Origin of the sequence: Tenacibaculum sp. 190524A02b, from assembly GCF_964036645.1 — a bacterium.
Classification (GTDB): domain Bacteria; phylum Bacteroidota; class Bacteroidia; order Flavobacteriales; family Flavobacteriaceae; genus Polaribacter; species Polaribacter vairaonense.
Genome location: NZ_OZ038525.1, coordinates 1 through 13,575, shown reverse-complemented (window position 1 = coordinate 13,575; position 13,575 = coordinate 1). Strand labels below are relative to the sequence as shown.

The following is a 13,575-nucleotide window of genomic DNA, read 5'->3' as shown; positions in this document are numbered from 1 at the left end:
TAAGATTATCAACCATCTCCTTCCCCTACTCTTTCCAATTTTGTTTTAAAATATCCTATAAATAAATTGCTTTTTAAAAACGATAAACAATCGTTTTTATGTATTCAAAAAATGAAAATGTGATCTAAGTCAAATTAATTTATTTTACCGATTTTAATTTTGCCTGCCCCTAAAAGTTATTACAAGATAACAAGCTAGGGCTTAACAGTAAAAATTAAAATTTATGATTACAACAAGGCCTTCTCAAAAAGAAGTACTACAAAGATGGGGAAGTTATTTCTTTTCTTTACTCATCTTTTTAGGCAATGCACCTGCTTCGTATGCTAATGCATATGCACAAAAACAGATGCTTACCTCACAACAAACATTACAACAAAAAACAGGAGCATTACCCGTAAATCAATTAGATTTAGGTACTGGTAATGTTACTTTACAAGAATCTTTATTAGCTGTTGAAGGCTATCAAGCTGCTATTTCTTATAACAGTGAAGGAGTAGCACAAAAGGCTGCTACCTGGAATCGTTCGCAAAAACAAGGTACTTTAGGATTAGGTTGGGAATACCCAGAAAACAGAATCATACGATTAACCCAACAAACTGGTACTTTAGAAGATGATAAATATTTACTTTACAATCAAGGAGCCACCTATCCGCTTCTTTTTATAGAACAAAGCAATAACGAAAAAACTTATAGAATTGCTAAAAAGCACAATTGGATTGTAAAATACCATACTACCAATAAGCAATGGCGTTTATTTATGCCTGATGGACAAATTTACATTTATGGGGATGGTTCGTTTACTCAACACCATGCTAATAGTAATGAATACAATGTAAAATGGGGAAACTGGATTGGTAGTTCAGTAGATCCTACCAATCAAACTAAATTCCCTATATCCTATAATCTTTCAGCTATTGAAGATATTTATGGAGAACAAGTAAAGTTTTTTTACCAAACTACTAATGAAAATGTTGGACGTAGTGGTAGAACTCATACACGCGCTTCTTATTTAGCTAAAGTAGAAGGACTTCGTGGTAAAACATTAAACTATACTTATCAAAAAAAGGAGGCTTTTGAATATAGTGATCCACATACTGAAAATGGCAGAACTGGTACTGATAACGATAGAGATGCCTACCAAGAACGTTATGAAGATAGATACCTAAGTGTAATTACACTTAAGAACAGAAAAGATCAACAGATAAAAAAAATAAATCTTGAATATACCTTTTTAAATAAAGGAACAGAACTACAAAAAAGACTGTTAAAAGGTGTTCATTATCTAGACGCTAAGGATGATCCTTATATGCCTGCTAAAACCTTTGATTATTTTGGAATCAATACTTTTGATGGTGTAAAAGCTGGGCTTACTAAAGCTGAAACTAAATTATACAATTCTACTAACGGGGCACTATTTGGAGCTATTAAGCAGGAAAATATGCCTGAAGGTGTTAGCTATGCCTTTCAATATGGAAAACAAAAAATAACAGGTGCTAGTAAAACCTTGCCTATTACTTTCCCTAAAGCGCCTTTTAATGATAAATATAAAGTGACTTCTCGTTGGAGTGCTCCTGAATTATTTTACGGAAATGATTATGTAGTAGCTATTTTTGAATCACAGGATTTAACACAACGAAAGAGTCATGTAAAAGTATACCAATGGATTGGAGATCGTTGGAACGAACAAGATTTAGGTACTTTTAATGGTTATTTTTATGATAGATACCCTGCTAAAGATCAATACTCTAAAGGAATACTTAAACAAGCTAAAGGAAAATTATTTGAAGCTTTAGGAAAAACACCTGGTGGACAACAGTTAAACGGAGTAATTAATGCGCTTAATGATGGGTTTTCTGATTTTGGAAAAACACTATACAGAACTGGGGATGATTTAGCACATGGAAAAGTAGGAAAAGCTATTGAAGACTGGTTTAAAGGTCAAGGTAAACTAATAGAAGATGTGGTACTTGATATTGCTGCTTCTTTTGAAAAAGAGGCTGAACAACTTGTTAATCTTATTATCGAAGGCTTTGGTACTAATCAACAAAAGTTTATTGTAGATCAAAAAAAGCTATATGAACAACGTCAAAAAGATGAAGCTAACAACCCTAGAAAACAATACCATGTTGTTTTACAAGATGACTTCTTTGCTTTAACTACTTCTTACGGAGGTTCTGAAGTAAACATTATTCAAAAAAATAAACTAGTCCCTGGTACTTGGAATAACATTTCTAAAAGAGCTAATCTTACCAGTAAATTCTTCTCTTTTGAATCAGGAACAAACTTTGTTGCTTTATTAGATGAGCTTACAGATTTTCTTTACATCTATACTTGGGATGGTTTGGTTTGGAATATTGAAATGACTAAACTAAATGCCAACTTTAACAACACTATTGCTTTTAAACAAGGTAAGGATGCTTTAGAAAATGCTTTTGATGGGGTATTTAATGCACCTGAAAATGAAGAAAACAGATTAGACCATCGTTCTGCTATTACTGCCAAGAACAATATGATTTTAGCCGTAGTTACAGACTCACAAGGTACCAATGCAGAAATCACCATTTTCCATCATGATGAAAATAGGAATTGGACAACTAATGGGCAACAAATAAACAAAAAAGCAGCGGCGGCTAAAACTATTAGCCTCCATAATACTGCGGCTGAACGATTATCTGCTATTATGGGACGCGATGGTAAGCTAGATGTAAAAATGGGAAATAGTTTTGCCGTTTTACAAACCTATGACAACCTTGATGAAAACCTTCCCGATGTAGGTGATATTCCATTAGTAGGAAATCTTATTAGCGGGTTTGTTCCTGATATGAAGAAAATTAATATGACCTATGGAATTACATGGGATGAAAATTTTGAAAACATTAACCTAGAATTTCTACATGCTGCTGCTGGACAAACCGGTGTAGAAAGTTTTGTAGTTGGTGATGTTATTAATAAAATAGGTAAAGCACATAGTTTATTAGTAGGTTCTAACAATGGATTGGATGCGGAAGATGGTAAGAACTATGCCTTCCGTTATGATGGAAACCAGTTTTTAGGTAAACAATTCTCTTCTCCTTATTATACAAGTGGGTTTGCCAATGATGTGGTAAGCACTTTAACAGAAAGCGATGACAAAGCTTTTAAAACGCCTCAATTTTATCAATACGATCCTAATACTAATGGATGGACTTTAATTAACAAGGCTTCTCAAGAACAAATTGCGGCTCCTGAATTTGTGGATGAAGCTATTAATGTTTCGGTAGAAATTGTAAACATTATTGTACAAGTAGTTACTTTAGTACTTCCTGGATTAGGGGAAGCTTTAGAGCTAGCGGAAGAAACCATACAGCTAATTGATAATGCTGCCAATATTGCTCAAGTTGCTACTATGGTAATGGAACCTGTTGCTAAAGAACTAGTAAAAGATATTATGGGAACCAACCATAAGAGTACTTCTATTGCTAATAATTATATTTCTGTAAATGGAAAACTTTTTCACAGAAGTCCTACAGGACAATGGGAAAGAGTTTCTAATGACTTCTTTGAGTCTAATGGAATTGATCAAGATATTGTTGGAGGAACTAATAACATCGTTAGTAATTTTGTTCCATATACCTTAAAAACTACACATGGTATTGAAAATCATATTAAGTTACTAGGAAATGGTAAGGTATATGATACAAAAACTATAGAAAACAGTAACCTTACTGTACATCAAGATTCTTTAAGTGCAACTATTGGTGCGAGTGCTTATGTTAGTTACGGACCTATTACTAATAAAGGTTTTGTACAAAAGAATGCCTATACCGAACAGTTTAAACCTTTAATTGGGAGTACTGCTGAAGAAAGAGCTAGAAGCAATAGACCTGCTTATAAAGATGCTACTCAGGTAGTATTACATAAAATTGCTGGATTAGATTTAGACAATGAACTGTATGACTACCCTGTTACCAAAGTAACTATAAAGCAAGGTGGCGAAAAACTAAGTGCTCATCATTATTTATATGATGGTAACTCTGCTGCTTATGATGCTAATTCACATCTTACCTTATATGGTAAAGTTACTGATATACCTACCAGTAAAGATATTAAAGTAAATACTGATGTTAGTTTAACAACTACTGATGGTGGATATATTGAACATTATTTTTACAACAGATATAACACCTATGGAAAAGATCATAGAAAAGGATATCCTACTAAAAGTAATGACTTAAAGTTGCAAGACAATACACTGGTAACGTATCAAAGCATTCATAGTGACGACTCTCAAAACTATTCCAATGGTAATATTACCACTTTATATGGACATCCTTATGCTACACTAACTTATAACACCAATCAAAAAGTAGTAGCTAGTAATCATACGTATTATAATGTATGGGAAGAAGATTTAAGACATCCTGTAGATGGAGCACATTTACAAGAAAACAGAATTTACTTATCGCGTCCTGTAAAGAAAATAAACACTATAGATGGCGTAGCTAATGTTACTACTTCAGAATTTAAATTTGCGAAACATAGTTTAATTACCCGTAAAACTACCTCTAAAGGATATACTACGCAAGGCGCTACTGAAGAACATAATCAATACCATACCTATGCTTTTGAACATTACGATGATTTAAGAAAAGTAAATCGTATTCAAGAGCCTTTTAGCACTATTAATACAGTTAAACAAGGAAATGATCCTGAGAAAATAACTGGAGGAAATGTAGTTGCTTATGAAAGCTTTAGGATTAATAATAAAGATATTCACGCACCGAAAGACTTCTATACCTTAGCTAATGCAAACGGACTTGCTCCTAACGCATTACCTGAAAATATTATTGGAAAAATAACCAGTAACATTAATAATCAGGCTACTTTAATAGAAAACTATGATACTAAAGTAGCCCAATACCACACAATTATTGGTGATTATCATGGAGCTGAAAGAGCCGCTCATCAAGCGCATCATAAAGAACATGAAATTCAAGATAATATAGAACAACTTCATGATGACTTATTAGACTTAGCTAAAAATATTGATTTTTACAAACAAAGCTTAGCTCAAAACAAGGCTGAAGAAAACAAGTTAACCTCTGATATTAACTCGCTTAGAAGTGACCAAAGGATTTCGCGTAATCAAGCTAATGATAAAATTAAACAAATCAATCAACAATATCGTAATATTAATAAATATCAAGATTTAATTGCACTTGGTTGGATTGGAGGGCCTATTGGGTTTGGTATAGCTTATGGGGTTAATCACCCTAAAATTGAGAAAGCTAAACAAACCATTAGCAGTCTTCGTAATGCTCTTACTCAACTAGAGAGAGATATTAGACAAGATCAAGTTGATATTAATAAAAAACGTGAATCATTACTTGGATTAGTTGCTAATGATAATGATTTAAAGCCTGTTCTTCAAAATATTCAACAAGCTTTAAAAAATGAAAGAGATACCTATAATGCTTTTAAAACTAGTAAAGAAAATCCGTTACACAATAGCTTAAATGCTTTTAATGGGGGGATTGAAAACTTTGATCAAAATAAGCATGATACTGCCAGACATGGTTTAGCTAATGTTAATTTTAATAGTTACCAGAATTCTTTAAATAGCCTACAACAACATTTAAGGCTACTTGAACAAAAAAGAGTAACTCCAGATAATCTTGAAGCTAATTTTCACAATAAAATTAGAAAAAATATTGAGGATATCTCGGCTAAACATCAGCAGCACCAAAATAATATTAAAGAAATAGCGGAGCATCACCGTAACGCCATTACACAAGCTAATAATGCTAACAGTATTTCAAAACAAACACCAAGTGGCTATGCTGTAAACTGGATTCGTACTAAAACTGTTGAAGATAGAGATACTACCACTGGGGTACCTCTAAGTTGGTATGATACTGATGATACCTATAGTAGTGTAGTATTACACCCGTTAAACAAAAAACCTATAGCTACCTTTAATGGTGTTAATGCTCATAAAGGTGCTAAAAGAACACTGTTTTATGATTTTGAAAATGCAAATAACACTCCATTCTCTGGGAGCCTTATAAACAAAGGACATACAGGGAATAAAAGCTTAGTGTTAGCTACCAATTCTTCTGGTAAAGAGTTTACTCAATTATCTAAAAGAAATGACCTACAGTATTTAGTTTCTTTATGGATTAAAAAGAATAACTCTACAGATACTAATGATGATAATAACAAAGCTTTTATTGGTGCTTTAAACCATATTAGTGAAAAAAATAGATATATCGCTACAAATACTTGGCAATATATTGAAGAATTACTTCCTGCTAATGAAGTACCCTATATGAGTTTTAGAAATAATGTACTTGTTGATGATATTTTAATAAGACCAATAGGAACTACAGCAACGATCTCTGCTTGGGACGATAATGATATGTTATCACATCAAGTTGCTAATAATGGGCTAACTACTACACATATACTAGATGATGCGCAACAACATATGGCTTCTATTGATAATACAGGTAGAACTATGGATTTCACCCATCATGGATATAGTCGTTTTATAACCCATAATCAAGATGGCTATGATGTTAATCAGCCAAACTCTAATATGAAAATCCATTTCCAAAATAAAGCTACTTATCTAGGAGATGTATCTGGTACTACTAATATACCAGCTAATGATTTAGGGAATGAATTTGCTATAGCATTCACTGCTAATGATAACTTTACTATTACTAAAGGAAATCAACGTATTCAAAAAACAGGAAATTCTATTAGTTCTAGTTGGGGTAGTTTTGACATAGATAAACGTAAGAATATTTTAATTCTTCAAAAAAATAATGTACTTGTTGTTTATGTAAATGGTGAAATTAAAGCACATCTTAGGGCTCCTAATGCCAATACGAACTTACAAATCAATGGTACGGTATCTAATCTATTAACGGGTAAAGATCCTGTGGTAGATATTACTTATAAAGACGGATTAGCTAGAAATATACAACACCAATATTGGTTTAACAATAGTGAAAACCAAATAATTGGTAAAATTGTACAAGCTACACTATATAATGGATGGGGAAAACCTATGTTACAAACTAAACCATTGTACCATTTAAACCCTAGACTTAATTATGAGCAAAACTTTATTGAGTACAATGAACAAGATGGAAACATACAAGGAAATTTTGTATCTCTTTATGAAACTTTTAGCCAACAAAATAATCATGATTACAAAATAGAAGATCATCTTGATATTAGTAGGTTATTTACACAAACTAAATACAGCAATGACCCTCTACAAAGAGTCATCGCAACCACAATGCCAGGGGTAAATAATCAGGATACTGAAAACACCAAAAGAACTGGCTACCAAGACGCTTTAGGGGCTTCTTTAGAAACGGCTATTGGTATTAGTAATGCTAATAAACTAAAGTTTAAAACTTCTTCTACTGAGATTCGTAATAATGATAAAGCTGCTGTTAAAGACTTATTTGGAAGAGCTACAGCCATGCAAAACGGAAACTCGATTAGTAGTTATGCGTATATCTATGATGCTAACGGTAATAAAACAATACAAAGAAGATTACCGCTTTCACATACTAATAACACTCCGAATCAATATAAAAACACACGTGTTAATATAGACTTAATAGGAGACCAAGCATATACAAATACCGTAGATGAAGGAAGAAACTATGTAATTAAAAATAATAAAGGGCTAACCGTATTTTCTTCTGCTAATAACTTCTCTAAATCAAAAACAAATATTAAGTGGCGTTATACTAAATATGACCCTATTAACCGTCCTATTGAAGCTGGTGTTATAAACGTGCCTGGTAACTTTAATAAACAAGAAATGAGTTTCCTTGCCAACACCACTGAATGGTTAGCAGATATTAAACAAACTATTCATAAAACTTGGCAGTATGATAGTTTTGAAAATAACGTAGACAAGTCTAACGGAAAAGTTACACATACTTCACGTCTAATCAATGACAAGCAAATAGAAACCAGGTATGCCTATAATATCAGAGGACAAGTCACTAGAAAAGCTACTTATATTAACGGAGATTTGCAAGGGCTTATTGGATATCATTATAATCATGATGGTAAAATTAAAGACATTGTATATCCTAATGGTACTTCTGTAGATTATACCTATGATCAAAATGGTAGATTATATGGTATAGGAACCAATACAAATCCTTTTGCCTATGCTAAATATGGATATGGTACAAATGGTAAGATTAACCTAACAATTCATGGAAACGGCGTGTTAAATACAACTCAGAAATACACCTTACAAGAACATGTAGCTGAATCTAATACTGAATTCAATGGTGCTCAAACCCTATTCAAGGAAAATCTTGAATACACAGTAAACGGCAACTATCACCAAGGAATGATTATGCGTAAAACAGAACAGCAAGAAGGGCAACCTATTGATAGGTATGAATACACCTATGACAATCAATATAGATTAACTCTTGCTGAAAGACATAACGGAGCTGGTATTGATGGATTCCAATTTGATTACGACACCAATGGTAATTTAACCTCTCAGTCATCTAGTGTATTTGGAAGAACTAATAATTTTGCTTACAAACAAGGTACTAATAAATTACAAAGCGCTACCGAAACTGCTAGTAAAATTGGGTTGTACACTAAAATTGGACAAACTCCTTTAGGACTGAACACCCAATTAGACTACGATATCTTTACTCGTAAAACTCATAAAGTATTTGACGGGCAAAATCAAGTGAAGTTCTTATACGATGCGAACAATAGAAGAGTCCAAAAAACACGTAAATATACTTCTAAACATGGGCTTAGTATTGACGATACCTTAACCTATATTTTTGGAACTCGTAATTTACCTTTATTTGAAAAACTTACGGATAATGTAGATAATACCTCATGGGATAAAACGTATATTTATGGGGCTCAGTATGCTCCTATAGCTATGCTTTACAAAGGTAAAACCTATTTCTTTGTACGTGATTACCAAAGTAGTTTACGTAATGTAGTTAATGCTTCAGAGGGTATTGTAGAAGAAACCTATAAATACACTCCTTTTGGTGAAATTTTATACTCTAACCATCAAGGAACCGAGGTGAAACACAAATTAGGAACCTATTTATATACTGGGCAAGAATACGATCAAGCTACTGGATTGTATAATTTTAAAGCTAGATTATACCATCCTGTTAAGAAAATATTCTTAACTCCTGATCCTAAGCACATCAATTACTCACCGTACACTTACACTAGTAATAACCCTATTAACCTTGTGGATCCAACTGGAATGGCACCAATATTCCCTAATAAAGGTTTTATTGTTGATGGTACCGAAGCTGCTAATCTTTCAAGCAAAAGTGCAACAACAATTGAAGGTAGTAAAGTTTTTTCAAGAGGAACAAGAGTTTCTACAGAAGTAACAAGTCATATAACTGGAGCAAATAACATAAAATTAATTCCAAATACTATGGGGAATGACTACTATTTCCCATTTCAATCTGGGGGTATTGGTTATATGGAAGTCCCTAAAGATGTACCAGCAGGAACATGTGTTTTCACAGGACCAATGAATGGTTGTGCAATAGAGGTAAGACCTGTAGGAGACAATGATGTTTTTTACCATGACTTAAATAGTAAAACCCTAAAAAATTATGGGGCATCATCTGGACTCCCAGGCGCTACAGCTCAACCAAAAGCCAGAGTTGCATGGGAAGATTACGGTGATAACTTAGAAGAGCAAAGAATGATGGAATCTGCATCAGCTAATGGTAGGGCTAATCCTAGTTTTCATTATGATAATGTGTTTGTAAAGAATAGAGAAAAAGGATGGGATGTATATAGCACCGAAGTAAATACAAATCAGGACTCGTCCATCCCTGCTTTTAAGAAAGTTAACGGTAAACTAACAGCTCAAAACAGGACAAGAGCTTTTAGTGTCAAACCAGGGCCAAGAGCAATTCAAAGTGGACAAGAAGCTCATTTATTAGAAAGATTTCCTGAATAAAAAACTATAATTAAAAACTAAAAGCAGCCTAAATTAAGATTTAGGCTGTTTTTTTACTTATAAGTACAAATCTTATTTATAAATCTACTACTTCTTATAAAACACATTTAACTCTAAAAGATTACTCTATCAAAAAATGTACTTGTTCGTAAACATACCCAAATACGAATCACAAGTAACACAAATAATTAACAAATTTTTATACGCAAAAAATTAACACAAAAAACAAATAATAACCGATAAAATTACACTTTAAAAAAGGAATCCATAAAAAAAAAGCCATTAAACTATTAAAAACAAAAAAGCACAACAAACAACAAACAACTGATTATTAGTTATTTGTATTTTTTATTATATATTTGCCCCCGCTAAACAGAAAGTAACTAATTATCAAACATTTAGTTTTAACTATTACTGGATTTACTTTGTTAACGAGTTTTACATTAAGTCCTGCTAAAAAAGAAATAACCACTACACTACCTATCATCAAAGTTGATGATATAAAGGAATTCAATTTCCCTTTTTTACAAAAAGATTTTATTGGATTTAAAGAAGCCCTTGGCTTTAAAGAATCACAAGGTAAATATACGGTTATCAATAAACTTGGTTATTTAGGAAAATACCAATTTGGAAAATCTACCTTAAAAAGATTTAAAATATATAACACACAACGTTTTCTTAAGAACCCAGAATTACAAGAAAGAACATTTATAGCTCTTTGTAAAGTTAATAAATGGATTCTTAGAAAGGATATTAGAAGAAGTGTTGGTAAAAAAATTAAAGGAATACTTATAACAGAATCAGGTATTCTAGCTGCTGCTCATTTAAGTGGAGCTGGCAATGTTAAAAAGTTTTTACGTACCAATGGAAAATTCCAGTTTAAAGATGCTTTTGGTACAACCATAGAAGAATATTTAAAAAAGTTTTCAGGATACAATGTATCAGACATTCCCCCAAACAAATCCCCTTTAGTATAAGCAAAAACCGGTTTACCTGTGCACTATAAAAATAGCTGGACGTTTATGTAAATCGGTTTTTACATTTTTCCATTCTTTTACAGTAAGTGTTTTTATATATTCTGTTGGTAAAGTTATGTCACAGGCAACACAAACTTTGGTATCTGGTGCCAATACCGAACGTAAATCCTCTAACATTTTTTCATTCCTGTAAGGTGTTTCAATAAATATTTGAGATTGGTCTTTGTCTCTAGATAATTTTTCTAAATCTTTAATAGCTCTTTTTCTTTCACCTTTATCTATAGGTAAATACCCATTAAAAGCAAAACTCTGTCCATTCATACCTGAAGCCATTAAAGCTAATAAAATTGAAGATGGACCTACCAAGGGAATTACTTGAATACCTTTTTCATGTGCTTGTTTTACAATGGTCGCACCAGGATCAGCCACTGCTGGAACTCCCGCTTCAGATAATAACCCTATAGATATTCCGTCCTCACATACATCTAAATAATTTCGTGTCTCTAACTCATCAGAATATTTATCTAACAACATAAGCTGTAAAGAAGGTTGCGACTTTGTCGGAGTAATTTTTTTGATATACCTTCTTGCTGATTTTTCATTCTCAACAATAAAATGTTCTAATTTCTCTATAACTTTTTTTACAGATATCGGCATCACCTCTAAAGGTTCAGTATCTCCAAGTGTAGTTGGAATTAAGTATAATTTCCCTTTCATTTAATTTACAAATTTTGAAGCGACTATTTCACAAGCTTCATCTAACATATTGTATACATTTTCAAACCCTTTATCACCTCCGTAGTAAGGATCTGGCACACTTAAATTTTCGTTTGGATATATTTCTTGAAGAATCATTTTGACCTTACCAGCATCCTCATCATTTCTTGCCAGTGAAACTAAGTTATGAAAATTACTCTCATCCATTGCATAAATGACATCAAAGGTATCAAAATCAGCTAATGAAAATTTTCTAGAACGTTGATCTGTGATATCTATTCCATTTTTTTGGGCAACAGCAATAGATCGCTTATCAGGTAACTCTCCTTCATGATAACCAGCAGTCCCAGCTGAGTCAACTTGAATAAAATCAGAAGATACTTTAGACTTTAAAATACCCTCGGCCAATGGGGAACGGCAAATATTCCCCAAACAAACCATTAGTATTTTCATGATATATTTATTTTATAATGTTAACTTTTTAGTTAAATCGTCAACATACTTTTTAAATTGTTTATCAGTCTCTGTTAAGTTATCTACAGTTTTACATGCATGTAATACCGTAGCATGATCTCTCTGCCCTATTTGATTTCCAATACTTGCTAAAGATGATTTTGTCATACGTTTTGCAAAATACATAGCTAACTGCCTTGCTTGAACAATATGACGTTTACGTGTTTTAGATTGTAAAGTAGCTACATCCATATCAAAATATTTAGAAACTACTTTTTGAATATAATCTATTGATAATTCTTTCTTAGTACTCTTTACAAACTTATCTACAATTTGTTTCGCTAACTCAATTGTAAACTCTTTCCTATTAAAAGAAGCTTGTGCAATCATAGAAATAATTACACCTTCTAATTCTCTTACATTAGATTTTATATTCTTTGCAATGTATTCTACTATTTCCTCAGGCATTTCTACTCCATCTCTATATAACTTGTTTTGTAATATAGAAATTCGAGTTTCATAATCTGGTGATTGTAGTTCAGCTGATAATCCCCACTTGAAACGAGATAATAATCTTTGCTCTATATCTTGCATATCAACAGGCGCTTTATCAGAAGTTAAAATAACCTGTTTTCCATTTTGATGTAAATGATTAAAAATATGGAAGAACACATCCTGTGTACCTGCCTTACCTGATAAGAATTGAACATCATCAATAATTAACACATCAATCATTTGATAAAAATGAATAAAATCATTTCTTGTATTTGATTTAACAGAATCGATAAATTGTTGTGTAAATTTTTCTGAAGAAATATACAAGACAGTTTTATCTGGGTACTTATCTTTTATTTCTACTCCTATTGCATGGGCTAAATGCGTTTTTCCTAAACCAACACCTCCGTAAATTAATAATGGATTAAAAGAAGTACCTCCTGGTTTATTTGCAACCGCCATTCCTGCCGATCTTGCTAATCTATTAGAGTCTCCTTCTACAAAATTCATAAAATTGTAGTTAGGGTTTAATTGAGACTCTATTTTCACTTTTTGCAATCCAGGAATTACAAAAGGATTTTTTAGTTCTCTTTTTGACTCAATGGGAACTGTTACCTTTTGTGGTTTGATAGGATTTCTATTTGAACTAGGAATTTTAACAGTTTGAGGACTGTTACTACTATACGTATTTTCCATTCGAACGTCATAAACTAGCTTGGCATCATTACCCAACTGCCTAACTAAGGCAACGCGTAATAATTTAATATAGTGCTCCTCTAACCACTCATAAAAAAACTTACTAGGAACCTGAATAGTCAAAGCCTCCCCCGATAATTTGATAGGCTTAATTGGCTCAAACCAAGTTTTATAAGCTTGTGGTTTTATATTATCTTTTATAAAAGATAGGCACTCAACCCAAACTGCTTCAGCTGTCTTAGTCAT

The 13,575-nt window shown here is 32.4% G+C and carries 5 protein-coding genes; 2 read left to right on the top strand and 3 right to left on the bottom strand.

Annotated features, from left to right (window positions below; translation table 11 throughout):
• Nucleotides 1-223: 223 nt before the first annotated feature.
• Nucleotides 224-9,991 carry an RHS repeat-associated core domain-containing protein gene (locus tag ABNT65_RS00025; RefSeq protein WP_348746810.1) on the top strand — a complete coding sequence of 3,256 codons (9,768 nt, stop codon included), beginning with the start codon at nt 224-226 and terminating at the stop codon, nt 9,989-9,991.
• A 425-nt stretch (nt 9,992-10,416) separates the two neighbouring features.
• Nucleotides 10,417-10,968, top strand: coding sequence for a peptidoglycan-binding protein LysM (locus ABNT65_RS00020; RefSeq protein WP_348704047.1), 552 nt, complete (start codon nt 10,417-10,419; stop codon nt 10,966-10,968).
• Nucleotides 10,969-10,980: 12 nt separating this feature from the next.
• Here the strand turns inward: ABNT65_RS00020 and ABNT65_RS00015 are convergent, their stop codons facing one another.
• The 3 genes from ABNT65_RS00015 to dnaA are packed head-to-tail and all read right to left on the bottom strand — an operon-like array spanning nt 10,981 to nt 13,575.
• Entirely contained in the window at nt 10,981-11,685 is a 705-nt protein-coding gene (locus ABNT65_RS00015; protein WP_348704048.1) for an SAM-dependent methyltransferase, read from the bottom strand.
• Nucleotides 11,686-12,126, bottom strand: coding sequence for a low molecular weight protein-tyrosine-phosphatase (locus ABNT65_RS00010; protein ID WP_348704066.1), 441 nt, complete (start codon nt 12,124-12,126; stop codon nt 11,686-11,688).
• A gap of 24 nt (nt 12,127-12,150) precedes the next feature.
• Nucleotides 12,151-13,575 carry a chromosomal replication initiator protein DnaA gene (gene dnaA / locus ABNT65_RS00005; protein WP_348704049.1) on the bottom strand — a complete coding sequence of 475 codons (1,425 nt, stop codon included), beginning with the start codon at nt 13,573-13,575 and terminating at the stop codon, nt 12,151-12,153.